Source organism: Curtobacterium sp. MCPF17_001, from assembly GCF_003234615.1.
Taxonomy (GTDB): Bacteria; Actinomycetota; Actinomycetes; order Actinomycetales; family Microbacteriaceae; genus Curtobacterium.
Window position 1 is genome coordinate 14,725 of the sequence record NZ_QKSL01000018.1, and the last position, 24,586, is coordinate 39,310.

Sequence of the window (24,586 nt, forward strand, 5' to 3'; positions counted from 1 at the left end):
AAGAGGCGCGTCAGACCGGACCGGCGGTCAGTCCGGTCCGGCCCCGCCGCAGACGGACGGGAGGCTCCCCACCAGCTGGTGGGGAGCCTCCCGTCCGTCGTCGTGCCGTGCGTCAGACGCGCGAGCCGCCACCGCGGACGCGCCGGAGGATCCAGCCGATGACGGCGAGGACGATGAGCACCAGGCCGATGAACAGCAGGACCTTCAGCGCGGCGCTGACGATGCCGGTCACCAGCAGGACGACGCCGACGATCAAGGCGATGATGAGCAGTGCAGGCATGTGGGGTTCCTCTCCCGGTCGGTCACGTACCAGGCGGACGGTACACGCCCGCCGTGCCCGACGACCGGGGCAGGCTGCCTCGAGGGGCGCGGAGGCTCAGCCGACGAGGTTCTGCACGAAGACGTGCGGCGTGAAGCCCGTGAGGTCGTTGATGCCCTCGCCCTGCCCGATGAGCTTGATCGGGATGCCCGTCTTCTCCTGCACGCTGAGCACGAACCCGGCCTTCGCCGACCCGTCGAGCTTCGTGATGACGAGACCGGTCACGCCGGCACCCTCGATGAAGGCCTGCGCCTGCGCCAGGCCGTTCTGGCCGGTCGTCGCGTCGAGGACGAGCAGGACCTCGGCGATCTCGGTCTGCTTCTCGACGACGCGCTTGATCTTGCCGAGCTCGTCCATCAACCCGGCCTTGGTGTGCAGTCGGCCTGCGGTGTCGATGACGACGATCTCGATGCCCTGCCGGATCGCCTGCTCGACGGTCTGGTACGCGACCGAGGCCGGGTCCTGCCCTGGCTGCGAGGGCCGGACGACGTCGACGCCGGCGCGCTGCGCCCACGTCGCGACCTGCTCGACGGCCGCGGCTCGGAAGGTGTCGGCGGCGCCGACCAGGACCGTGCGGTCGTAGGTGCGGAGGAACTTCGCGAACTTCCCGATGGTCGTGGTCTTGCCGACGCCGTTCACCCCGACGACGAGCACGACGGCCGGTCGGGCGCTGAGCTTCAGCGTGGTGTCGAGCTTCGACAGGCGCTCTTCGAGGACCTCGCGGAGCATGCGGTTGAGGTCGGCGGGGTCGGTGGTGCCGTACCGGTCGACCCGGGCGCGGAGGTCCTCGATGATCTCCTCGGAGATGTCCGGACCGAAGTCGGCGCCGATGAGTGCGGTCTCCAGGTCCTCCCACGTCGTCTCGTCGATGGTCTTCCGCTGGAAGAGACCCCGGAGCCGGGAGGACAGTGACCAACTACTCGCCATGTTCCCAGCTTAGAGGGGCCCGGGTGAGCGCGACCTTCGGTAGTGTCGGAGACGCGAAGGGGAGTATTCCCTCTCGGCGACCCCGTCAGTACGGCCCGGAACGACCCGGACCCGGGGCGTCGGTCGCGGCCCAGCTCGGAACCGACCTCGTCGGACACCGGACAGGACCGCGGCGGAAGAGACCTTCAGGCTCTGGCGTACCCGTTTTCCGAACCACTTCCGTGGTCGGAGCTCGTCGATGGACGATGTGGTGCGCCCCTGACCTGGAGGTTCCAGTGGACGTTCCCCTGTACGTGTGGCTCATCACGATCGCAGGCATCCTCGCCTTGCTCGTGTTCGACTTCTTCTCGCACGTGCGCACCCCGCACGTGCCGCACATCCGCGAATCGGCCTTCTGGTCGGTCGTCTACATCGCCCTCGCGATCCTGTTCGGCGTCGGCGTCTGGGTGTTCGGCGGCGGACAGGCCGGCGGCGAGTACTTCGCCGGCTGGTTGACCGAGAAGGCGTTGTCCGTCGACAACCTCTTCGTCTTCCTCATCATCATGACGACGTTCGCGGTGCCGAAGGAGTTCCAACAGAAGGTCCTGCTGGTCGGTGTCGCGATCGCCCTCGTCGCTCGCGGTGTCTTCATCGCCCTCGGTGTCACGATCATCGAGAACTTCTCGTGGGTCTTCTACCTGTTCGGTCTCCTGCTGTTCTGGCTCGCCTGGTCGCAGGCGAAGGGCGGCGACGAGCACGGCGCCGAGGACGGCGACTCGAAGCTCATCCGTCTGCTCCGCCGTGTCATCCCGACCTCGGACCACTTCGACGGCGACCGCATGACCACCCGGGTCAACGGCAAGCGCCTCTTCACCCCGATGCTCCTCGTCATGGTCTCGATCGGCCTGACGGACGTGCTCTTCGCGCTCGACTCGATCCCCGCGATCTTCGGCCTCACGCAGGACGCGTTCATCGTGTTCACCGCGAACGCGTTCTCGCTGCTCGGGCTGCGCCAGCTCTATTTCCTCATCGCCGGGCTGCTCGAACGCCTCATCTACCTCGGCCAGGGTCTTGCCGTCATCCTCGCCTTCATCGGCGTGAAGCTCGTCTTCCACGCGCTGCACGTCAACGAGGTGCCGTTCATCAACGGCGGCGAGCACGTCGAGTGGGCACCGGAGATCCCGATCTGGTTCTCGCTCGGGTTCATCCTGCTGACGATCACCGTGGCCACGGTGGCGAGCCTCGTGGTGTCGAAGCGCCGTCAGCAGCGCGGCCTCACCCCGACGGGCGACAAGCCGGTCGAGGCCGACGTGCAGTAGGCGTCCGCACCGCACGACGGGAGGCCCGGTACCAGCTGGTACCGGGCCTCCCGTCCGTCGTGGGTCAGGCGGTCAGGCGACCGCCGGCTCCGCCGTCGCCTCCGTGGCCGGCTCCGGTCGCTGCACCCGCTGGCCGACGACCGCCGAGACGCCGTCCTGCCGCATCGACACCCCGTAGAGCGCGTCCGCGATCTCCATCGTCCGTTTCTGGTGCGTGATGACGATGAGCTGCGATGCCTCGCGCAGGCGGCCGAACACGGTCAGCAGACGGCCGAGGTTGGCGTCGTCGAGGGCCGCTTCGACCTCGTCCATGATGTAGAACGGGCTCGGCCGGGCGGTGAAGATCGCCACGAGGAGCGCCACCGCAGCCAGGGACCGCTCACCACCGGACAGCAGCGTCAACCGGTCGATCTTCTTGCCGGCCGGCTTCACCTGCACGTCGATGCCCGTCGTCAGCATGTCGTCGGGGTTCGTCAGCGAGATCGAGCCCGATCCGCCCGGGAACAGGATCGGGAACACGACGTCGAACGCCGCCCGGGTGTCCTCGAACGCCGACGCGAAGATCGTCTGCATCTTGCCGTCGAGTTCCTCGATGATGGTGAGCAGGTCGGTGCGCGTCTGCTGCAGGTCCTCGAGCTGCTCGGACAGGAAGGCGTGCCGCTGCTCGAGTGCCTGGAACTCCTCGAGCGCCAGCGGGTTCACCTTGCCGAGCCGCCCGAGGTCGCGTTCGGCGGCAGCGAGCCGGCGTTCCTGCTCCTCGCGGACGTAGGGGGTGGTCGGGACGTCCGCCGGGTCGACGTCGGGTGCCTCGAACTCCGGCAGCGCGGGGCCACCGGGCAGGGTCGACTCGGCGTCGACGAGCGCTGTGTCGGCGTCGACGAGCGCGGTGTCGGCGTCGGCCTCCGTGTCCGCGGCGGCTTCCGCGTCGTCGGCCTCGACCTCGGCATCGGGTCCGACAGCCGCAGCCGCACGCGCAGCCTCCCGGTGGCGTCGTGCCAGGACGCGCGGGTCCACCAGCACGTCGACCGGCACCGGCACGTCCGGCCCGTACTCCGCGACCAGGACGGACTCCCCCAACCCGAGCTCGCTCTGCGCCCGGTCGAGGACCCCGGTGACGTGCAGCCGCTTCTCGTAGATCTCCATCTCCAGCGAGTGCACGCCGTCCGTGAGGGTCTGCAGCCGGTCGCGCAGCTCGCGCTCCTCGTTCCGGATCGTCTGCAGTTCGGAGTTGCGACGGGAGCGCTCGGACTCCTCGGTCGCGAGCTGCACTCGCGCCTCGGCGAGCGACCGGTCGACGGCGGCCAGCACCACCGGCAGGTCCGCGAGCACCCCTTCGGCCGACGCGATCTGGGCGCGGCGGATGACCGCCAGCCGCGCCGCTTCCTCCGCCGCGGCCCGCTCGGCCTCGAGCTGCCGTTCCAGCTGGTCGGCACGTCGACGCTCGGCACGCGCCCGTTCCCGGGCGGTCTCGACCTGCAGCCGGTGCTCGATCTCCGCGGCCCGGGCGGAGTCGACCGCGTCCTGCGCCGCCGGCCGGGCCGAGGCGTCGACGACGGGCTTCGGCCGGTCGGTGAAGTCCCGGAGCGCCGCTTCCGCCTCTGCCAGCGCTGCCTCGGTGACGGCCGTCGTGCCGTCGGTCTCGGCCAACGCGGCCCGCAGACGCTCGACCTCGGCGACCGTGTTCTCCGCGCGGGCCCGGGCCGACGCACTGGCCCGGTCGTACTCGGCACTCGCGCGGGCGTGTTCGCGGGCGGCACGGTCGGCCTCGTCCACGGCGCGTCGCGCCGCCTCGACCGCCGTGCGCGCGGCCTGGAGGCCCGTGGCCGCGTCCTCCGCCTCCGTCACGACCGTCCGTCGTCGCGTCTCGGCGGCGTCCCGGTCGGCGACGAGCTCGATGCGGGAGGTGGTCCGTGCCCCGCCCCCGGTCACCCGGGCAGCGCGGACCAGGTCGCCGGACCGCGTGACGACGGTGCCGTCCGGGGCGGCGGCGAGCACGGCCTCCAGGTCGACGTCGTCGGTGTCCGCGACCAGCGTGTCGGCCAGCAGGGCGGTGAGGGCCGGCGGTCCGTCCACCAGGTCGAGCGCCCGCCGGACGGACGACGGCAGCACGGCCGGCAGTCGGGACCCGGAGCCGGCGACGTCGGCGACGACCACGTCGATCCGGCCGAGGTCGGCGGACCGGGCGTGCTCGACGGCGCCGAGTGCGACCGCGCGGTCCTCCGCGAGGACGGCGTCGGCCAACCCGTCGAGCGCCGTCGCGACGGCCGCCTCGAACCCGGGCGTGACGGTGAGGCGGTCGGCGAGACGGCCGACGATGCCGTCGCGGCAGGCGTCGATGACCGCCTGGGACCCGTCGCGCACGTCGATCGACAGCGCCAGGGCTGCGATCCGGGCGTCGAGCGCGTCCCGTTCCCGCTCGAGCGCGTGCAGGCGATCACGGTGGCCGTCCCGGTCACCCTGGGCGTGGTCCAGCTGCTCGCGCGCGGCGGTGAGGGCGTCGGTCAGGGCGTCCTCGTCCGTGTCGAGGGAGGGGTCACGGCCGACGTCCTCGAGCGCGGCGGCCGCCTGCTCGGCACGGGCGACGGCCTCGGTCAGCGAACGCTCCCGACGCTCTCGGTCGCCCGCGGCCGCGGAGCGCTTCGACCGGGCGACTTCGACCGCACTCGCCAGACGCTGCCCGTCGAGGTCGTGCTGCGCGACGAGGGCAGCCTGCGCCGCGATCTGCTCGTCCAGGGCGTCGAGCGCGGCACGGGCGGCCCGGACCTGGTCGCCGACCCTCGTCGTGCCGCCCTGCATGTCGCGGGCCCGCTCGTCGAGCCGGTCGGCCTCGGCGCGGACACCGGCGACCCGCTCCGGGGTGATCGTCGGACCCTGCTGCGGCGCCTCGGCCTGCTGCGCCAGGAACATCAGGCGCTGGTTGGCCAGCATCGACAGGCTGCGGAGGCGCTCCTGGACGCTCTCGAGCCGGTGCACCACGGTCCGGGCGCGGTCCACGTCGTCGCCGACCATGCTCGCCTCCACCTGCTGCTGGCGCTGCCGGATCTGGTCGAGCCGCTCCTGCAGGACGCCGCGCTCGGACTTCCGACCGGTCTCGACCGCCAGGTGGTCACGGAGTTCGCGGCGGAGGCGCACCACGTCGTCCGCGAGGAGCCGCGCCTTGGCATCCCGTGCGACCGCCGCGACGGACTGCGCCTTGCGGGCCACCTCGGCCTGACGACCGAGCGGCTTGAGCTGGCGACGGATCTCCCCCGCGAGGTCGGACAGCCGGGTGAGGTTGGTCTGCATCGCCTCCAGCTTGCGGAGCGTCTTCTCCTTGCGGCGACGGTGCTTGAGGATGCCCGCGGCTTCCTCGATGAAGCCGCGTCGGTCCTCGGGGGTGGCGTGCAGCACCTTGTCCAGCTGCCCCTGCCCGACGATGACGTGCATCTCGCGGCCGAGGCCGGTGTCACTGAGCAGCTCCTGCACGTCGAGCAGCCGGCAGTTCTCGCCGTTGATGGCGTACTCACTGCCGCCGTTGCGGAACAGCGTGCGGGAGATCGTCACCTCGGCGTACTCGATCGGCAGCAGACCGTCCGCGTTGTCGATCGTCAGCGTGACCTGTGCCCGACCGAGCGGCCCGCGGGTGGCGGTGCCGGCGAAGATGACGTCCTCCATCTTGCCGCCGCGCAGGGTCTTCGCGCCCTGCTCCCCCATCACCCAGGCCAGGGCGTCGACCACGTTCGACTTGCCGGAACCGTTCGGACCGACGATGCACGTGACGCCGGGCTCGAAGGCGAAGGTGGTCGGCTGCGCAAAGGACTTGAACCCCTTGATGGTCAGGCTCTTCAGGTACATGCGGGTCTCCGGGCGGTCATCGGTATGGCTACGCGCTTGTTCCGCAAGACTAGTGCCAGCGAACTCGCACCGCCGGCGTACCACACGGGCAGCCCCAGACTTTTGTCGCCGAGGTTAACCCGCCTTGATCTCGTCGATCGACACCTTTTTAGCAAATTCTTTGAATGCATCCGGCTGCAGGTTTTGGAGAGCCTGGAAAAGCCCCTCGAACGCCGAAATGGCCGCTTCTTTACCCTCACGAGAAACCCGCCCTCGATTGAAGGCAGGAAGCAGTTGGTCCGATAGAGGCAGCACTGCATCAATCACTGTACCCCAAAGGCCAGCAGCATCCGAGAGCGAGACGTTTCCCTTGAATCGAAGTCCGAAACGATTTGGAATCGTCTTACCTAAAATCGACTCTAGTGCACGTGCGATCACCTCGGCGAGAAGGTAAGGTGCTCCCTTGAGGGACAAGAACTCAAGTTCCTTGGCCTCCGCCTCAGTGAGCGGCGCATCCGCGCTTCGCGTTTTCTCCCTAAGCGTCAGAAGTCGAGTAGTGAGCGCGTCGTAGAGGGAGTATGCAAATAGGATATGCGTTGCCGTCGTTCGCTCGGAGAAGATGCGCGAATACATCGCATCATCAACCCAGATGTCCGCCTTTTTGTCATAAGCAGCAACTGGGTCACCATGGAAGGCCGTGAGGACCTGCCCGACCGTATAGGAAGCCAAAGCTGTTCTGCTCCGTTTGATGGCGTCACTCGACCCCCCGCGCCGACCACCGTCGTAGGAGACCCCGGTCATCTGAGCGAACTCAGCGCGCAAACGGTTCTGAATTTCGTCACCGCTGCGGAAGTCAGCAGCCTGCACTTTATTCTGAAGATTATTGAATTTGACGATTCGACCCAACAAATCCTCGTCGCTGGATTTGACGAAGCGAACAGGAACAAGCAAATCTTCAGAGGGCTCGTCGCTAAGAGAACCAATCGAGCCAGTGGTCTGAGCACCGTTCACGACGGAGATGCCAGTTATATCGAGACGCCTACCGTTTCTCGATCGGCCGCCAAGCTTGTAATCTAAAACAAGGGCAGTTAGCCCATTGTTGTAAACTGAAAAGTCTGCAGGCTCATCAACAGCAGTTTCTTTTATTCCGTTGTTGATATTCGCGTCACTACGCCGGGATCCGAGATAGTTCCGTACGTTTGCCGAGAAGAGATCCTCTTTGTGGTCCGCGAACATCCGGTGCAACCAAGCTCCGGACACCAGTGTTGTAACGGCACTCCACCGAGCACTCTCGGTTTCGATCGCGTCAGATACGCGCAGCGAGAATTTGTCCGTGACCTTAATAGTGCGCTTCGACCCTAGGTACCAACGCTCAAGGGTTTCTGATCCTACTTCCGCGCCGAATATCTGAATGCCACCGCGCTTAGCCAGCAGCTTCGCCGCCGTTTTCTCGGCATTGCTGACTTCAGCACTGGCGTTGCGAGATTCGGGCGCATTATGCACATACCAAAGGTGGAAATCCTGAATGAGATCCACGTCGATCGCGTCCCGAACCTCAGAAACTCTGCCGCGCAGGCCCTCCGGAACGGATTCGAGGCTCGAGCTCAACAGCCAAGCAACCGCTGTGTTCAAATCCGATGCCTTGTTCGCGGGGGCCGATGCTTTAACCTTCGGAGACTCAAAACACTGAGCCACGACGAGAAGACCGCGATTCACATCCATGTAGATGATGTCTAGCTTTTTGTCATCTCCACCCCCGGTGATTGACTCCGCAGCGGCGGTGCGAACGTCATCGATCCCAAAGCGCTGATCGATAGCAAATAGGCCGATTCCGTCCACGCCGAGCTCGAAGCTGCTCGCGAATTGCTTGAAAGCCGCTTTCCAACTCTCGCCAACCTTGGTGCTCGACTGTGCCACAGTTACCCCCATCTACTCGTCCTAGGCACTCTGCAATGAGCGCCAGATCAGCCTAGCGGTCGTGTCGCAACAGCCTCCTAACGACCCTGCCGGATCGTGACGCGGTTGCGGGAGCGGACGCGCGGGACGGGCTGGCACACGGGGCAACGGTGGCTGGAGCGGTTCATCCACGGCTCGCGCACGATCGGCGTCCCGCACCGCGGGCACGGCTCGCCCTGCTGCCCGTACACCGCCAGGCGCTGCGAGAAGTAGCCGGACTGCCCGTTCACGTTGACGTACTGGGCGTCGAAGCTCGTGCCGCCGTCCTCGAGCGCACGCCGCAGCACCGCCCGGACCTCGTCGAGGAGCCCGCGGAGGGTGGCTCGCGGCAGCCGGTCGGCGGGGCGGTCGAAGTGGAGCTTCGCGGCCCACAGCGACTCGTCCGCGTAGATGTTCCCGATGCCGCTGATGACCCCCTGGTCGAGGAGGACCCGTTTGATGCCGCTCGACCGCTTCCGTGCGGCGGCGAGGAACCGGTCGTCGTCGAACGCGGGGTCGAGCGGGTCGCGGGCGATGTGTGACACCTGGAACGGGATCCGGCGACGCCAGGCCGCGTCCGGGTCGGTCGTGTCCACGGCACCGGCGAGCCCCGCGGGAGCACCGTCGATCGTCGGCAGCATGCGGTCGATCGCCATCGACCCGAAGGTGCGCTGGTCGACGAACTCGAGCTGCACGGGAGCTTCCGGAGCGCCGTCGCGGTCCGTGCCGGGAGGCTGCACGTCGAGGACGATGCGCCGGTGTCGGGCTGCGGGCCGGTCGCGGCCGAGGAGGATCTGGCCGCTCATGCCGAGGTGTGCGACGAGGGCCTCGGAGGGCCGGGCTGCGGGGTGCTGGGCTGCGGGGTTTCCGGCGCCGGTGCGGGCGACTCCGGGGCGCTCGGCTCCGGGGCGCTCGGCCTCGGGGTCGTCCTCGAGCGGGAACCACATGAACTTGCCGCGGCGGACGGCGGCGGCGATCGTCCGGCCGGTCAGCCGGTGCACGAAGTCCTCGGCCGGGCCGTCGTGCCGGGTCAGGGCGCGCTCGTCGAGCACCTGCACGTCCAGCACCCGAGCGCCGGTCACCGCGGGTTCGAGGCCGGCGCGGACGACCTCGACCTCGGGGAGTTCGGGCACCTGGTCAGGCTCCGGCGGTCCGACCGGAAAGTCGCGTCCAGGCGTCCAGCGCGGCCGACATCTCGGCGGTCTTCTTGCTCGTCCCGGTGCCGGTGGCGATGTCCTCGCCCTGCAGCACGACGGTGGCGTGGAAGGTCTTGTCGTGGTCGGGGCCCGCCTCGGTGATCCGGTAGGCCGGGTTGCCGAGGGTCAGCGCGGACGCCAGCTCCTGCAGGCTCGTCTTCGGGTCCATCGCCGCACCGAACCGCGCGGGGTCGACGAGCAGCGGCGCCACGAGACGCAGCACCAGGTCCGTCGCGGAGTCCGCACCCGCGGACAGGTAGGTCGCACCGATCACGGCTTCGACGGTGTCGGCGAGGATCGAGGACTTGTCCCGACCGCCCGTCTGCTCCTCGCCCTTGCCGAGCCGGAGGTACGCGCCGAGGCCGATGAGTCGGCCGATCTCCGCCAGGGCGACCGTCGACACGAGGCTGGCACGCCGCTTGGCGAGCTCACCCTCGTCGAGCTCCGGGTAGTCCCGGAAGAGCTTGACGGTCACGGCCTGGCCGAGGATGGAATCGCCGAGGAACTCCAGCCGCTCGTTGTGCCGGATCCCGCCGTGCTCGTACGCGTACGAGCGGTGGGTCAGCGCGAGCTGGAGGAGCTCGAGGTCCACAGGGACCCCGAGGAGGTCACGAAGACGAACGACGTCCGGCCCCACGGGGCTGGACCCCGCGGCGCCGGACGTCGCAGTCATGAGTGCGGTCCGATCAGACGTCGGCGACCTTGCGGCCCTTGTACTCCATGTACAGAGGGGTGCCGGCGGAGTCCTCGACGACCTTCGCACGGTGCGGGAGGCTGTAGACGACCTTGCCGTTCTCGATCGTCTTCACGAGCTGGACCGGTGCGGCCTTCCACTGCGATCGACGGGCGTGCGTGTTCGCACGGGACTGCTTGCGCTTGGGGACGGCCATGGTGGTTCTCTTTCGCTTGGTCGGTGGTCAGTCGCGGATGGTGGCGGTCACTCGGCCTGGTCGGCCGGCGTCCGCTCCTCGTCCGCGGTGGTCTGGTCAGCGTCGTGGTGCCCGCTGGTGTTCTGGTGCTCGTTGCTGTCGTCGTGCTCGTCGTTGTCGTCGGGCTCGTCGTTGTCGAACTGGATCCCGCCGAGCGCGGCCCAACGGGGATCGGCGGCCGACGGAGCCGGCTGTTCGCCGACGTCTGCCAGACGCTCACCCGTCACCGGGTCGAGTCCTGGGCAGTCCGGTCGGCAGACCGGGGTGAACGGCAGCGACAGCACCACCGCGTCTCGGACCACCGGTTCACAATCCACGTGGTCGTCGTGAACCTGGTAGTCGAATTCCTCCGAGGCATCATACGCGAACACTTCGGCGAATTCGACATCGACGGGCTCGCTGATGTCGATGAGGCAGCGCGAGCACTCCCCCGTCGCTTCAGCCCGGGCGTGTCCGGACACCAGGATGCCCTCGTGCAGACCCTCGAGCTTCACGTCGAGGTGCATCTGGTCGCCCTTACGCACGGCGATCAGACCGGCACCGAGCGTGCTCGGCACGACGATGTCGACCGAGACCTCGCGCATGTCGCCCGCCCGTTGCGCGAGGTCACGCACACGCAGGGCATAGGGGCTGTTCACGGAGGAATACACGATCAACCAGCCTAGCGCGCCCGAGCCGAGGAGTCGAGCACCCGACGCGTGTCGCGGACCGTGGCGAGGGTCGTCGACGGCAGCGCGGTGTCAGTGCCGGTCGTCGAGCGCTCGCGCCACGACCCGGGGCACGTACGGCGTGACGTCCCCGCCCAGGCCGGAGACCTGCCGGATGAGCGAGCTCGACACGTGCGCACGGGCGGCGTCCGGCAGCAGGAACACCGTCTCGACGCCGGCGAGGTGGCGGTTCATGATCGCCATCGGCGTCTCGTACGCCACGTCCTCGCCGGAGCGCACGCCCTTCACCAGGATCTTCGACCCGACCTGTCGGCAGTAGTCGACGAGCAGCCCCGACGTCCACTCCCCGACCACGACGCTGCCGGGCACGCCGACCTCGGTCAGGGACTCCTCGATGAGCCGCACGCGGTCGCCGGCGTCGAACAGGGCGGACTTCTTGTCGGGGTTGTGCACGACGAGCACGTGCACCTCGTCGAACAACTCGGCGGCACGGGCGATGACGTCCAGGTGCCCCAGTGTCACGGGGTCGAAGGAACCGGGCACGACGGCGATCTTCGTCATGCAGGCGACCATACCGGCGCCCGGTCCCGGCCAGCCCGGTCCTGGCCGGCCCGGTGCTGATCGGCAGCGGTCAGTTCTTGCCGAGGAACGCCGCGTCGGACTCGTCGAGGCGTCGTGCGAGGGCATCCCGCAGCGCCGGGCTCCCGCTGAGGTCCGGGTCGTGCTCCAGGAGCCGCTCGGCCTCTTCCCGCGCGTCGATGATCACGTCGGCGTGCTGCACCACCCGCAGCAGGGTCAGCGACGACCGGCCGCCGGACTGCCGTTCGCCGAGCACGTCGCCCTCGCGGCGGAGCTCCAGGTCCACCCGGGCCAGTTCGAACCCGTCATCGGAAGCGGCGACCGCGTCCACACGCTCACGCGAGACCGTCTCGGCCTCGGCGTGGGTGACGAGCAGGCAGACGCCGGCGTACTGCCCGCGGCCGATGCGTCCGCGGAGCTGGTGCAGCTGCGAGACGCCGAACCGGTCGGCGTCGAGCACCGCCATCATCGATGCGTTCGGGACGTCCACGCCGACCTCGATCACCGTGGTGGCGACGAGGACGTCGACGGCCCCGTCGGCGAAGGACGTCATCACCCGGTCCTTCTCCTCAGCCGTCATCCGCCCGTGCAGCACCTCGATCCGACGACCCTCGAGCACCGGCATCGTGCGCATCCGTTCGGCGGTCGCCAGGACCGTCGCGGGCTTCCGGGCCGGTGTGCCGTCCGGGTCGCCGCCGTCGGCGGTCGGCTCGGGGGCGCCGTCGTCTTCACCGTGGGCGTCGTCGATCGCCGGGCAGACGACGAACGCCTGCCGGCCGTCGGCCAGCTCCTCGGCCATCCGTGTCCAGATCCGGGACTCCCACCCCGGGTGCTCGGCCAGTCCGACCGTGAAGGTCTCCACCCCGGCGCGACCGGAGGGCATCCCCTGGATGGTCGAGACGTCGAGGTCACCGAACACCGTCATCGCGACCGTTCGCGGGATCGGCGTCGCGGTGAGCACCAGCACGTGCGGCGGGGTCGTGCCCTTCGTCCGCAGGGCTTCGCGCTGCTCGACGCCGAAACGGTGCTGCTCGTCGACGACGACCAGACCGAGCTCGGCGAAGTCCACGCGGTCACCGAGCAGCGCGTGCGTCCCGACGACGAGCCGGGACCCGCCCGAGGCCGCCGCCAGCAGTGCCCGTCGGCGTTCGTCGGTGGACTGCGAACCGGTCAGGATCACCGGTCGGAGCTCCGCGGCGAGGTCGGGGCCCAGGAACTTCACGATCGACCGGAGGTGCTGCGCCGCCAGGACCTCCGTCGGGGCGATCAGGGCGGACTGGCCGCCCGACTCGGCGACGGTGAGCATCGCCCGGATCGCGACGAGGGTCTTGCCCGAACCGACCTCGCCCTGCACCAGTCGGTGCATCGGCCAGGTGCCCGCCATGTCCTGCGCGATCTCCGCACCGACCGCCCGCTGGTCGTCGGTGAGCGTGAACGGCAGGGTCGCGTCGAAGCGCTCGAGGATCCCGCCCGGTGCGGCCGCCCGTGACACCGAGGCCGTCGCGCGGGCCGCGATCCGGCGCTGCACCAGCGCGGTCTGCAGCACGAAGGCCTCGCGGTAGCGCAGGGCGTCCTGGGCGCGCTTGAAGTCCGCCACCTTCTCGGGCCGGTGCAGCATCTCGAGTGCCTTCCGGAACGGCACCAGGTCGAGACGGGTGCGCACCGAGGCGGGGATCGGGTCGGCGACGTCCGGCAGGGTGTCGAGCACGATCCCCATCGCCTTCGCGATCTGCCACGACGACAGCGACGCGGTCGCCGGGTAGATCGGGATCGGCTGTCGCGACCACCGCATCGCCTCTTCCGACTCGGGGTCCGCCGAGGCCCGCGGGTCGTCGCGGTCGAACAACTCGTAGTCCGGGTGCGCCAGCTGCCGAGCGCCGCGGTAGTCGCCCACCTTGCCGGCGAACACCCCGCGGGCGCCGGGGACGAGGTCCTTCGTGCGCCACCCCTGGTTGAAGAACGTCAGCGTCAACAGGCCCTTGCCGTCCCCGATCTTCGCCTCGAGGATCGAGCCGCGCCGCGCCCGCATCGTGCGCTCGCGGACCTCGACCACCTCGGCCACGATCGTCACCGGCTCGCCGATGGCCAGGGAGTCCAGGGCGGTCAACGCGCCGCGCTCGGCGTACCGCCGGGGGGCGTGCTCCAGGAACTCGCCGACCGTGCGGTGCCCGAAGGCCTTCTCGATCGCCTTCGCGGTCCGCCCGCCCAGGACGTTCGCCAGCTTCACGTCGAGCGGCGCCGTGCCCCACTGCACGTCAGGGGTCGGCACGTCGGCGGGGCCGTCGGGGGTCGTCGGAGCGGTGTCGGCGCGGGAGGTGACCACACGCCAACGGTACCCGGGACGACCGACCCGTCACGGGCCTCGCGGACGCCTGTGGAGAACGCCGGAGGGCTGCTGACGGCCCGCTACGGTGACTACATGACCCGCATCATCGCCGGTGCCGCCGGCTCCACGACGCTCCGGGTGCCGAAGTCCGGCACCCGGCCGACGAGCGACCGCGTGCGCGAAGCGCTCTTCTCGTCGCTGGAGGCGCGCGGGCTGATCGACGACACCTCGGTTGCCGACCTCTACGCCGGGACCGGTGCCCTCGGGCTCGAAGCGGCGTCACGAGGTGCGGTGGAGGTGTCCCTCGTCGACCGGGCGGCGCCCGCCGCGGCCGCCTGCCGCGACAACGCCAAGGCGGTGCAGAAGCGTGTCCCCGGCGTCCGCATCGCCGTGCACGCGCAGCCCGTGCTCGGGTACCTGCGGACCACGGCGAAGACCTTCGACCTGGTGTTCATCGACCCGCCGTACGAGGTCCCGGAATCCGAGCTCACCGACGTCCTCGACGCGCTGGTGTCCCGGCTGACGGCCGAGGCGGTCGTCGTCGTCGAGCGGGGCACGCGGTCGCCGGAACCGACGTGGCCGGCCGGGCTGACGCCGTTCAGCAAACGGTCATGGGGCGACACCGTCGCGTGGGAGGCCGTTGCCGACTCCGCCGGCTGATCCGCGCCGACCGCCTACTGCGCAGTCGGGCGCGCGGCCGTCAGCCCGCCGCGCCGTCCCAGTCGGCGTAGGGGTCCCAGCCCGTCGTGGGGACCGGCTCCCCACCGCGCACGAGGTCGACACCGTGGCCCCGGTCACCGCCGTGGTCGTCGTCCGCGACTCGAGCGCGGACGAGTCCGATACGTCGGAACCCGCCCGGGAGGCCCGCCCCCGCCGGGAAGGTCGCCAACAGTCCGTGGTCCTCACCGCCGTGCAGCGCGACCGGGTCCAGCGCCGGCTCGACGTCGAGTTCCAGCGTCACCCCACTCGCGCGGGCCAGCCGACCGGCGTCGATCGCCAGGCCGTCCGAGAGGTCGAGCATCGCGGTCGCCCCGGCGGCGGCAGCGAGCGGTCCGTCGGTGACCGGCGGGACCGGACGGCGCTGCCGGGCGACGTCCGGATCAGCGTCCGCACCGTTGGCCCGCACCCGGCCGGCGTCCGGCTCACCTGCGTCGTCGACCCCGTCGCGGAACAGACGGGCGAGTCCTCGGGCGGCGGGCCCGAGTTCGCCCGAGACCGCGAGCACGTCGCCGGGGCGGGCGCCGGAGCGGACGACCGGGGCGCGTCCGCCGAGGTCGCCGAACGCGGTCACGGTCAACGAGAACGTCGCCGATGTCGACAGGTCGCCGCCGACGACACCGATGCCCGGAGCGAGCGCCTCGATCGCGAGCCGGAACCCGTCGGCGATGCCCTCGAGCACCGTCACCGGCGTCTCCTGCGGGGCGGCGATGGCGACGACGAGGCCCGAGGGTGCTGCGCCCATCGCGGCCACGTCGGACAGGTTCGTGGCGGCGGCCTTCCAGCCGACGTCCTCGGGCGAGGACCACGCCCACCGGAAGTCCGGACCGTGCACCATCATGTCCGTCGTCACGACGAACCGCCCGTCGGGAGCGGCGACCACCGCGCAGTCGTCCCCGGGGCCGAGCAGCGGCGAACCGGGCGGCAGACGCCGGGTCACGCGGTCGAGCACCGCCAGTTCACCGAGCGCCCCCACCGTCTCCGCCGGGGTGCCGGGGCTGTGCTCGTGCGTCGCGTCCACACGAGAACGGTAGCCTGGACGTCGATGGACACCGCACCCCGCCGCCCCCGGAACGCCCGCCGTCGGCTGGGCAGCGCGTTGGGCGGTGTGGCCCTCGCCGCCGCCGTCGTGGTGGGACTGACCGGCTGCACGAACGCGGTCGCCATGCAGCCCGCGCCCTCGGCGAACGCCGCCGCCTGCGCCGGTGCGCAGGTCCGCCTGCCCGCCACCCTGAACGGGACGCTCCCGCTGCGGAACACCTCCGCGCAAGCGACCGCCGCGTGGGGCTCCCCCGCCGCGGTGCTCTACCACTGCGGCGTGGCCGTGCCGACGGTCTCCGACCTGCCGTGCTTCGCACAGGGCTCGGTCGACTGGATCCGCGACGCCCGGGGGCAGAACGTGGTCTACACGACGTTCGGGCGCTCCCCCGCGGTGCAGGTCGTCATCGACACGAAGCGGGCCACGCCGGATGCCCTGCAGGACCTGGGCGACGCCTTGTCGACGCTGCCGGAGGACGGTCACCGCTGCCTCGACCCGCAGGACGTCGGCTAGGACGCTCGGCACCCTGGCACTGCCGACGTGCCTGCAGCCGACGTCCCAGCCGACGTCCCGGAGCGTCAGCGGACCGCGATGCGTCCCAGCTCGATGAGCTCGGCGACCAGCTCCGGGTAGGCCAGGCCCGACGCCGCCCAGCAGCGCGGGTACATCGAGAACGGCGTGAAGCCCGGCATCGTGTTGACCTCGTTGACCACGAAGCCGTCGTCCGTCAGGAAGCAGTCCACGCGGGCCAGACCCGCGCCACCGATCGCCTCGAACGCACGGGCGCCGATCGACCGGATCTCGTCCGTCTCGGACTCGCTCAGCGGGGCCGGGCAGAGCAGCTGCTCGTCGCCGCCCAGGTACTTGGCGGTGAAGTCGTAGAAGCCGTCCTCAGCGACGACGATCTCGCCCGGCAGGCTCGTGCGCGGAGTGCCGTCACGGCCCTCCAGGACGGCGACCTCGACCTCCCGACCGATCACCCGGGGCTCGACGATGACCTTGCTGTCGTGCTCGAACGCCAGGTCCATCGCGGCCCCGAGCTGTGCGGGGTCGTCGACGCGCGAGACACCCATGCTCGACCCCGCACGGGCGGGCTTCACGAAGAGCGGGAACCCGTGCGCGGCGACCGACTCGGCGACGTCGACGGGGTCCGACTGCCACTGTCGTCGGAGCACCGTCGTCCAGGGCGCGACCCGCAGTCCGGCGTGTTCGAGGACGGCCTTGGCGACGTGCTTGTCCATCGCCAGGGCACTGGCGAGCACGCCGTCGCCGACGTACGGCAGGCCGGCGGTCTCCAGGAGGCCCTGGATCGTGCCGTCCTCACCGAACGGGCCGTGCAGGATCGGGAACACCACGTCGACAGACCCGAGGGACTCCACCGACCCATCGGGCAGCTCGACGAACAGCTCCCGGGAGTCGCCGGAGACCGGGAAGCGGACGCGGGTGCCGTTGTCCGGCACCGTCGGCAGCTCCTGGCCGAGCAGCGCCCAGTCCGACGGGTCGTCGGGCTGCAGGGTGAACGCGCCGTCCTTGGTGATGCCGATCGGCAGCAGGTCGTACCGGTCGCGGTCGACGACGTCCATGATCCCGCCCGCGGTGACGCAGCTGATCTCGTGCTCGCTCGATCGTCCACCGAACAGCACGGCGACGGTGGTCCGCTCGGCGTCGGTCGACGCCGCGGGCACGGCTGCGTCGATCGGTTCGGGTGCGGGCGCGGTGCTGCTCATGGACGCTCCAAGCGGTGGGTACCGGGACCGGTCACTCGCCCTGGGGCTCGTCGGTCTCCGTGAGGTGCGGCGCGATGTTGCGCGGATCGAGCCTACCGGCGAGGACCTCGCCGACCTGTCCGACGATGGGCATGTCGACGCCGTTCGCCCGGGCCAGTTCGAGGATCGGCGCGACCGACGCCAGGCCCTCCGCGGTCTGGTTCATCTGCCGGACGACCTCGTCGAAGCGGTACCCCTGGCCGAGCAGCCGGCCCGCGGTGTTGTTCCGCGAGAGCGGCGACTGGCACGTGGCGATGAGGTCACCGAGGCCAGCCAGCCCGGACAGCGTCGACGGCTGCGCACCGAGGGACACCGCGAACTCGGTCATCTCGGCGAGACCGCGGGTGATGATCGACGCCTTGGTGTTCTCGCCGTAGCCGACGCCGTCGACGATGCCGATGGCCACCGCGATGAGGTTCTTGAGGACCCCGCCGAACTCGGTGCCGATGACGTCCGTGTTGATGAACGAGCGGAAGTAGGGGTTCGTCGCGACCGCGGCGACGGCGGTCGCGGTGTCCACGCTCGAGGACGAGACCACGGCGGCGGTCGGCTGTCGGCGGGCGATCTCGAGCGCCAGGTTCGGCCCGCTCGCGACGGCGATGCGGTCCTGGTCGATGCCGAGCCCCTCGAGGAGCACCTCGCTCATCCGCAGCCCGCTGGCCTTCTCGACGCCCTTCATCAGGCTGACGACCGGCACGTCGGCCGGCAGGAGCTCACGGATCGCGGCGAGGTTCGAGCGGAGGGTCTGCGACGGCACGGAGACGTACACCTGCTCGGCGCCGGCGAGCACCGCGGCGAGGGACGTCGACGCGGTCAGGGTCCGCGGCAGGTTGATGCCGGGCAGGTACTCCGAGTTCCGCTTGGTCTCGGTGATCTCCCGTGCGATCTCGGGCCGCCGGGCCCAGAGGACGGTCTGGGCGCCGCCCTCGGCGAGCACCTTCGCGAACGTGGTGCCCCAGCTGCCCGCGCCGATGACGGCCACGCGTGGCTTGTCCGTCGACTGCATGACGACGCGGATCGCGGCGGTGTCGACGGCGCCACGGGCGGCGACGGAGGGGTCCGGGCGGTCGTCGTGCGGTCGGAGACCGGGGGCTGTCCCCCGGTCGGCTGCGTCACTCAAACTTGCCGGTCTCCTTCTGGCGGTTGGCACTGGGGTCCCAGCGCTGCTCCGGAGCGCGCTCACCGCGGAGCTGCTCGACGAGCTTGGTGATCTCGGCCATCAGCGCGTCGGTGACCTGCTGCAGGAGCGCCTGGTCGATCGGCTTGCCGCGGTACGCGGACAGGTCCATCGGCTCGCCGAACAGGATGTCGACGTTGGCCTTCCGGAACAGGTTGAGGCGCTTGGAGTACCGCGGCAGGATCCGCTGCGTGCCCCAGTGCGCCATCGGGATGAGGGGCACGTCGTTCTCGAGCGCGATCCGTGCCGCGCCGGTCTTGCCGCGCATCGGCCACAGGTCCGGGTCACGGGTGAGCGTGCCCTCCGGGTAGACGATGACCGCCCCGCCGTTCCGGACGAGTCCGCCACCGCCCTGCAGTGGGTTGCTGGAACGGGTCCGCCCGGAGCGTTCGACGGGGATCTGTCCCATTCCGGACATCAGCTTGCCGACGACGGGCACGTCGAAGATCGACGCCTTCGCCAGGAACAGCGGTGGTCGGCGGCTCACCCAGACGGCGGTGCCGACCACCAGCGGGTCGATGTTCGTGTAGTGGTTCGGCGCGAGCACGAACGCCCCGTCCGCCGGCAGGCGGTTCGGGCCGTGCCAGCGGTACGCCGCGACCGCACGGAACAGCGGGATCACGAAGACCGAGGTGATCCGGAACGCGACGTTCAGGTCACCACGCTTCCAGCGCCTCCCGGGGTTCGGGAGGCCCGTGGTGACCTGCTCCACCGCACCGGCTCGGGCGTCGGCCGGCTCGGCGCTCATTCCGCGAAGTCGAAGTCCGCGCCGAGCCTGCGGAGCTTCGGGATGAAGTGCTCGTAGCCACGGCTGATGATGCCGACGTTCGTGATGCGCGACTCGCCCTCGGCGGTCAGCGCCGCGATGAGGTGGCTGAAGCCACCGCGGAGGTCGGGGACACGGACGTTCGCACCGTGGAGCTTCGTCGGGCCGGTGATGACCGCGGCCTGCTCGAAGGGACGACGGGCGACGCGGCGGTCGTGACCCGGCAGGCCCTCCTTGTGCACGACGATGTCGGCACCCATCTCGTTGAGCGCGTCGGTGAAGCCGAAGCGGTTCTCGTAGACGGTCTCGTGCACGACGCTCTGGCCCTCGGCCTGCGTGAGCGCGACGACGAGGGGCTGCTGCCAGTCGGTCATGAAGCCGGGGTGCACGTCGGTCTCGATGACGACGGGCTTGAGGACGTCCAGCTCGCGGTAGAACCGGATGCCGTCCTCCTGGATGTCGAACCCGCCGCCGACCTTCCGGAAGACGTTCAGGAACGTCATGAGCTCCTGCTGCTTGGCACCCTCGACGAAGATGTCGCCGTTGGTGGCCAGCGCGGCGGACGCCCAGCTCGCGGCCTCGTTGCGGTCGTTGATCGCACGGTGCGTGTACCCGCGGAGCGACTTGACGCCCTCGATGAAGATCGTGCGGCTGGGCTCGACCGTGACGATCGCACCCATCTTCTGCAGGATCGCGATGAGGTCCATGATCTCGGGCTCGATCGCGGCGTTCCGCAGCTCGGTCGTGCCCTCGGCGAGGACGGAGGAGAGCAGGACCTGCTCGGTCGCACCGACGCTCGGGTAGGGCAGCTCGATGTTCGCGCCCTTGAGGCCGTTCGGGGCCGTGATGTGGATGCCCGAGATCTGCTTGTCGACGACGGCACCCATGGCACGGAGGGCGTCGAGGTGGAAGTCGATCGGACGGTCGCCGATGCGGCAGCCACCGAGGTCGGGGATGAACGCCTCGCCCAGCTTGTGCAGCAGCGGGCCGCAGAAGAGGATCGGGATCCGGCTCGACCCGGCGTGCGCGTCGATCTCGGCGAAGTGCGCCGTCTCGACCCGCGACGGGTCGAGGATGAGCTCGCCCCGTGCGGGGTCGGTCACGCGCACGCCGTGCACCTCGAGCAGGCCGCGGACGACCTTGACGTCGGAGATGTCCGGGACGTCCTTGAGGATCGACGGGGTGTCACCGAGGAGCGCCGCGACCATGGCCTTGGTCGCGAGGTTCTTCGCACCGCGGACCTCGATGCGTCCCACGAGGGGCTTGCCCCCGCGGATGACGATCTCGTCCGACTTGAGACCGACGCGCGCCCCTGCAGCTGCTGCGTCCTGTACGAGAGAGTTCACTACTTCACCGGCAATGTCTTCGGCCGCCAACTGGAGCGGCAGTGTTCGAACTCCGTGATCGAGGTCTCGTCACGGAGGGTGAGCCCGATGTCGTCGAGCCCTTCCATCAACCGCCAACGAGTGTAAGCGTCGATCTCGAAAGCCACGTCCACGTCGCCGATCGACACGCGCTGTGTCGCGAGGTCGACCGTTGCCTCGATCCCCGGCTGGGCTTCGATCGCCGCCCACATCCGCTCGATCTCGGGCTCCGACACCATCGCGGTGACCAGTCCCTGCTTGCCGGCGTTGCCCTTGAAGATGTCCGCGAAACGGGGTGACACGACCACGCGGAAGCCGAAGTCACGGAGGGCCCACACCGCGTGCTCGCGGGACGAACCGGTGCCGAAGTCCGGTCCGGCGACCAGCACACGGGCTCCCTGGTACGCGGGCTGGTTGAGCACGAAGTCGGGGTCCTGGCGCCAGCCCGAGAACAGGGCGTCCTCGAACCCGGTCTTCGTGACCCGCTTCAGGTACACGGCGGGGATGATCTGGTCGGTGTCGACGTTCGACCGCTTCAGCGGTGCGGCGATCCCGGTGACGGTGCCGATCTTGTCCATCAGTGGTTCCCTCCAGCGGTCGCCGGCACGGCCAGGCGAGCGTCGTCGTCTTCCAGGTCCCACGGGCTCGACAGCGTCCCGCGGACGGCGGTCGCGGCGGCGACCAGCGGCGAGACCAGGTGGGTCCGACCGCCCTTGCCCTGCCGGCCCTCGAAGTTGCGGTTCGAGGTGGAGGCGCAACGCTCCCCCGGCGCGAGCTGGTCGGGGTTCATGCCGAGACACATCGAGCAGCCGGCGAACCGCCACTCGGCGCCGAAGTCGGTGAACACCTTGTCGAGCCCCTCGGCCTCGGCCTCGAGCCGGACCCGTGCGGAGCCGGGGACGACCATGACGCGGACGCCGGGCGCCTTCTCGCGGCCCTGGATCACGGACGCGAAGGCCCGGAGGTCCTCGATGCGGGAGTTCGTGCAGGAACCCATGAAGACCGCGTCGACCGCGATGTCCTTCATCGGCGTGCCCGCCTGGATGTCCATGTACTCGAGCGCACGGGACGCGGCGGCGCGGTCGTTCGGGTCCGCGTAGTCCGCCGGGTCCGGCACCGACTCGGACAGCGAGACGCCCTGACCGGGGTTGGTGCCCCAGGTGACGAAGGGCTCGAGCGTGTCGGCGTCGATGAAGACCTCGGCGTCGAACACGGCGTCGTCGTCCGTCGCCAGGGTCTCCCAGTACGCCACGGCGTCGTCCCAGTCGGAGCCGGTCGGCGCGTGGTCGCGGCCCTGCACGTAGTCGTAGGTGGTCTGGTCGGGAGCGACCATGCCGGCGCGGGCACCCGCCTCGATCGACATGTTGCAGATCGTCATCCGGCCCTCCATCGAGAGCGCCCGGATGGCCGAGCCGCGGTACTCGAGCACGTAGCCCTGGCCGCCACCGGTGCCGATCTGCGCGATCACGGCGAGGATGACGTCCTTCGCGGTGACGCCCGGGCGCAGCGTGCCCTCGACCGTGACGGCCATCGTCTTGAAGGGCTTCAGCGGCAGGGTCTGCGTGGCCAGGACGTGCTCGACCTCGCTGGTGCCGATGCCGAACGCCATCGCGCCGAAGGCACCGTGGGTCGAGGTGTGCGAGTCCCCGCAGACGACCGTGATGCCGGGCATCGTCAGTCCGAGCTGCGGACCGACGACGTGCACGATCCCCTGCTCCTTGTCGCCGAGCGAGTGCAGGCGGACACCGAACTCCTCGCAGTTGCGGCGGAGGGTCTCGATCTGAGTGCGGCTCGTCGGGTCCGCGATCGGGCGGTCGATGGCGAGCGTCGGGGTGTTGTGGTCCTCGGTCGCGATCGTCAGGTCGAGCCGCCGCACCGGGCGACCGGCCTGCCGCAGGCCGTCGAACGCCTGCGGGCTCGTGACCTCGTGCACGAGGTGGAGGTCGATGTACAGGAGGTCGGGGTTGCCGTCCTCTCCCTTGACGACGACGTGGTCGTCCCACACCTTCTCGGCGAGCGTCCTGCCCATGCCCGTGCCTCCTCGTTCGCGTTCCGATGCCGCTGTCACGGCACCGTACAAGCACTCTAGCAGCTTGGTATACCAATCAGAGGCCCCTGCCAGGCGGCCCACCCCTCCTCGACGACACCCGTCGCGGTGAGAGGATGGCCTGGACATGACGACAGCTCCGCACTCGACCCGCACCACCAACCTCGAGGGCGCGGCCCGCGCCGCGATCGCGGGCGGCGTCCCGCTCGCGCTGCTCATCGGACTCGGGATGCCGCAGTACGCCGCGTTCGCGATGTTCGCCGGCTTCACCGCGATCTTCGGCGCGACCGAGCCCTACCGGCAGCGTGCCGTGACCACCGGGGTCGCCGGCGCGCTGCAGGTCGCGTGCATGGCCGCGGGCATCGCGGTGTCACTCCTCGGCGCGCCGCTGTGGTTGCAGGGCGCGGGGCTCGTCCTGGTGCTCGTCGTCGCGGTCGCCACGCTCAGCGCACTCCGGACGATCCCCGCGCAGCCGATCTTCCCGGTCTTCGCGTTCGTCGTGTCCGCCCTCGTCCCGGTGCGGACGGGCGACCTGCCGCTCGTCGCCACGATCATCCTCGGCTCGGTCGTCTGGGCGTGGCTGGTCGCGATGTCCGGAGCCGCCTTCCGTCGCGTCCTGCACCCGCACGCGCCGCACCGGTTCCGTCCGCTCGCTGCCCGGAAGCACCGGTCCCTCGCGGTCCTCGGCACCTCGGCGCTCTGGGAGACCATCGCGCTCAACGTCCTCGGCGCGCTCGTCGCCGGCGCCGTCGCCGAGGTCCTGCCCGGTCTCGGGCACCCCTACTGGGCCGTGATCGCCGTGGTGTCGACGCTGCCCGCGCTCCGGCAGCGCCACACGGTCTCCCGCGCCGTGCAGCGTGTCGTCGGCACCGTCGGCGGCACCGTCGTCGCGGTCGGCATCCTGCTGCTCGAGCCCTCGGCCTGGTGGATCGTCGTGATCGCCGTGGTCGGGCAGTTCATGGCGGAGGTCTTCGTCGCCCGGAACTACGCCGTCTGCCTGCTCTTCCTCACGCCCCTCGCCCTCGCGGTGTCGTGGCTGAGCCTCCCCGAGGCGCCCGGGCTCCTCGCCCTCGACCGGATCGGGCAGACCCTGCTCGGCGCCGTCGTCAGCGTCTGCCTCCTCGCCGTGGGACGGGTCGTCGAGCGGCGTCGCGGACGCGCACTCGGCGCGACCAGCAGCATCCGGACCGTCTGAGGGACGCGCGCGGTGCGGACGAGCCGCAGCGGGCCTCCCGTCCGGATCGCGGTGCCAGCCGGGAGGCCCGGCCCTGTCGGCCGCGTCCGGCACCCTGGGTGCATGGACGAGACCTACACACTGCTCCCGACGGCCCCGCCGCTCGACGACTACCTGCGCCTGCGACGCGACTCCGGCTTGACGCCCGTCACCGCGGAGCAAGGCGCACCGGCCGTCGTCGGCGCCTGGTCGGCCTGTCACGTCGTCGACGGAGCGGGCACGCCCGTCGCCATGGGACGGGTGATCGGCGACGGCGGGTGGTACTTCCACGTCGTCGACATCGCCACCGACCCGACACACCAGCGCCAGGGGCTCGGTCGAGCCGTGGTGGAGTGGCTCCTGGCCGACATCGGCGACCGCGCCCCCGCGGGGGCGTACGTCTCGCTCATCGGCGACCCGCCCGGACAGCGGCTGTACCGGTCGCTCGGGTTCGACGACGTGGCGCCGAGCCTCGGCATGGGGATGGTGCTCGGCGCCGGGGGCTGA

At 70.2% G+C, this 24,586-nt stretch carries 22 protein-coding genes; 5 read left to right on the top strand and 17 right to left on the bottom strand.

The window, feature by feature from the left end; translation table 11 throughout:
• Positions 1-112 precede the first annotated feature (112 nt).
• Together DEJ24_RS17010 and ftsY are read right to left on the bottom strand one after the other, a co-directional pair.
• Positions 113-280: a hypothetical protein gene (locus DEJ24_RS17010; RefSeq protein ID WP_181421429.1), complete on the bottom strand. Its 168-nt coding sequence runs from the start codon at positions 278-280 to the stop codon at positions 113-115.
• 96 nt (positions 281-376) lie between these two features.
• Positions 377-1,246 carry a signal recognition particle-docking protein FtsY gene (gene ftsY, locus DEJ24_RS14415; RefSeq protein WP_110902032.1) on the bottom strand — a complete coding sequence of 290 codons (870 nt, stop codon included), beginning with the start codon at positions 1,244-1,246 and terminating at the stop codon, positions 377-379.
• A gap of 275 nt (positions 1,247-1,521) precedes the next feature.
• Between ftsY and DEJ24_RS14420 the strand changes: the two genes are divergently transcribed.
• A complete protein-coding gene (locus DEJ24_RS14420; protein ID WP_111079214.1) occupies positions 1,522-2,544 on the top strand; it encodes a TerC family protein in 1,023 nt (340 codons plus the stop codon).
• A 72-nt stretch (positions 2,545-2,616) separates the two neighbouring features.
• On the opposite strand, the gene DEJ24_RS14425 is transcribed toward DEJ24_RS14420, so the two are convergent.
• The 8 genes from DEJ24_RS14425 to DEJ24_RS14460 all read right to left on the bottom strand — a co-directional run bounded on the left by DEJ24_RS14425 (position 2,617) and on the right by DEJ24_RS14460 (position 13,918).
• Positions 2,617-6,378 carry a chromosome segregation SMC family protein gene (locus DEJ24_RS14425; protein WP_111079215.1) on the bottom strand — a complete coding sequence of 1,254 codons (3,762 nt, stop codon included), beginning with the start codon at positions 6,376-6,378 and terminating at the stop codon, positions 2,617-2,619.
• A gap of 114 nt (positions 6,379-6,492) precedes the next feature.
• A complete protein-coding gene (locus DEJ24_RS14430) occupies positions 6,493-8,286 on the bottom strand; it encodes an AIPR family protein (protein ID WP_111079216.1) in 1,794 nt (597 codons plus the stop codon).
• 65 nt (positions 8,287-8,351) lie between these two features.
• Complete coding sequence (gene mutM / locus DEJ24_RS14435) at positions 8,352-9,425, bottom strand: bifunctional DNA-formamidopyrimidine glycosylase/DNA-(apurinic or apyrimidinic site) lyase (RefSeq protein ID WP_111079217.1); 1,074 nt, start codon at positions 9,423-9,425, stop codon at positions 8,352-8,354.
• 4 nt (positions 9,426-9,429) lie between these two features.
• Positions 9,430-10,161: a ribonuclease III gene (gene rnc / locus DEJ24_RS14440; protein ID WP_110902028.1), complete on the bottom strand. Its 732-nt coding sequence runs from the start codon at positions 10,159-10,161 to the stop codon at positions 9,430-9,432.
• Between the two features lie 13 nt (positions 10,162-10,174).
• A complete protein-coding gene (gene rpmF / locus DEJ24_RS14445; RefSeq protein WP_110902027.1) occupies positions 10,175-10,378 on the bottom strand; it encodes a 50S ribosomal protein L32 in 204 nt (67 codons plus the stop codon).
• A gap of 47 nt (positions 10,379-10,425) precedes the next feature.
• Complete coding sequence (locus tag DEJ24_RS14450; RefSeq protein ID WP_258374569.1) at positions 10,426-11,067, bottom strand: DUF177 domain-containing protein; 642 nt, start codon at positions 11,065-11,067, stop codon at positions 10,426-10,428.
• A 90-nt stretch (positions 11,068-11,157) separates the two neighbouring features.
• Entirely contained in the window at positions 11,158-11,646 is a 489-nt protein-coding gene (gene coaD / locus DEJ24_RS14455) for a pantetheine-phosphate adenylyltransferase (RefSeq protein ID WP_111079240.1), read from the bottom strand.
• Between the two features lie 70 nt (positions 11,647-11,716).
• Positions 11,717-13,918 (bottom strand): ATP-dependent DNA helicase RecG, encoded by a 2,202-nt coding sequence (locus tag DEJ24_RS14460; RefSeq protein ID WP_111079241.1) that lies wholly within the window; start codon positions 13,916-13,918, stop codon positions 11,717-11,719.
• Positions 13,919-14,083: 165 nt separating this feature from the next.
• Between DEJ24_RS14460 and DEJ24_RS14465 the strand changes: the two genes are divergently transcribed.
• Positions 14,084-14,650 carry an RsmD family RNA methyltransferase gene (locus DEJ24_RS14465; protein ID WP_111079242.1) on the top strand — a complete coding sequence of 189 codons (567 nt, stop codon included), beginning with the start codon at positions 14,084-14,086 and terminating at the stop codon, positions 14,648-14,650.
• Between the two features lie 40 nt (positions 14,651-14,690).
• Here the strand turns inward: DEJ24_RS14465 and thiL are convergent, their stop codons facing one another.
• Entirely contained in the window at positions 14,691-15,728 is a 1,038-nt protein-coding gene (gene thiL, locus DEJ24_RS14470) for a thiamine-phosphate kinase (RefSeq protein ID WP_258374566.1), read from the bottom strand.
• 24 nt (positions 15,729-15,752) lie between these two features.
• On the opposite strand from thiL, the gene DEJ24_RS14475 reads away from it, so the two are divergent.
• Positions 15,753-16,259, top strand: a complete 507-nt coding sequence (locus tag DEJ24_RS14475) for a DUF3515 family protein (protein ID WP_111079219.1) — start codon at positions 15,753-15,755, stop codon at positions 16,257-16,259.
• A 65-nt stretch (positions 16,260-16,324) separates the two neighbouring features.
• Here the strand turns inward: DEJ24_RS14475 and DEJ24_RS14480 are convergent, their stop codons facing one another.
• The 6 genes from DEJ24_RS14480 to leuC all read right to left on the bottom strand — a co-directional run bounded on the left by DEJ24_RS14480 (position 16,325) and on the right by leuC (position 22,848).
• Positions 16,325-17,473, bottom strand: coding sequence for a D-alanine--D-alanine ligase family protein (locus DEJ24_RS14480; RefSeq protein WP_111079220.1), 1,149 nt, complete (start codon positions 17,471-17,473; stop codon positions 16,325-16,327).
• Between the two features lie 31 nt (positions 17,474-17,504).
• Positions 17,505-18,518, bottom strand: coding sequence for an NAD(P)H-dependent glycerol-3-phosphate dehydrogenase (locus tag DEJ24_RS14485; RefSeq protein ID WP_111079244.1), 1,014 nt, complete (start codon positions 18,516-18,518; stop codon positions 17,505-17,507).
• A 106-nt stretch (positions 18,519-18,624) separates the two neighbouring features.
• A complete protein-coding gene (locus tag DEJ24_RS14490; protein ID WP_110902023.1) occupies positions 18,625-19,437 on the bottom strand; it encodes a 1-acyl-sn-glycerol-3-phosphate acyltransferase in 813 nt (270 codons plus the stop codon).
• Positions 19,434-20,801: a UDP-N-acetylglucosamine 1-carboxyvinyltransferase gene (gene murA / locus DEJ24_RS14495; protein WP_111079221.1), complete on the bottom strand. Its 1,368-nt coding sequence runs from the start codon at positions 20,799-20,801 to the stop codon at positions 19,434-19,436. The genes DEJ24_RS14490 and murA overlap by 4 nt, the downstream gene beginning before the upstream one ends.
• Positions 20,801-21,397 (bottom strand): 3-isopropylmalate dehydratase small subunit, encoded by a 597-nt coding sequence (gene leuD, locus DEJ24_RS14500; protein ID WP_111079222.1) that lies wholly within the window; start codon positions 21,395-21,397, stop codon positions 20,801-20,803. The genes murA and leuD overlap by 1 nt, the downstream gene beginning before the upstream one ends.
• Complete coding sequence (gene leuC, locus DEJ24_RS14505; protein WP_110902020.1) at positions 21,397-22,848, bottom strand: 3-isopropylmalate dehydratase large subunit; 1,452 nt, start codon at positions 22,846-22,848, stop codon at positions 21,397-21,399. Before leuC ends, leuD begins: the two co-directional genes overlap by 1 nt.
• A 145-nt stretch (positions 22,849-22,993) precedes the next feature.
• On the opposite strand from leuC, the gene DEJ24_RS14510 reads away from it, so the two are divergent.
• Together DEJ24_RS14510 and DEJ24_RS14515 are read left to right on the top strand one after the other, a co-directional pair.
• Complete coding sequence (locus DEJ24_RS14510; RefSeq protein ID WP_111079223.1) at positions 22,994-24,061, top strand: FUSC family protein; 1,068 nt, start codon at positions 22,994-22,996, stop codon at positions 24,059-24,061.
• Positions 24,062-24,163: 102 nt separating this feature from the next.
• A complete protein-coding gene (locus tag DEJ24_RS14515) occupies positions 24,164-24,586 on the top strand; it encodes a GNAT family N-acetyltransferase (protein ID WP_111079224.1) in 423 nt (140 codons plus the stop codon).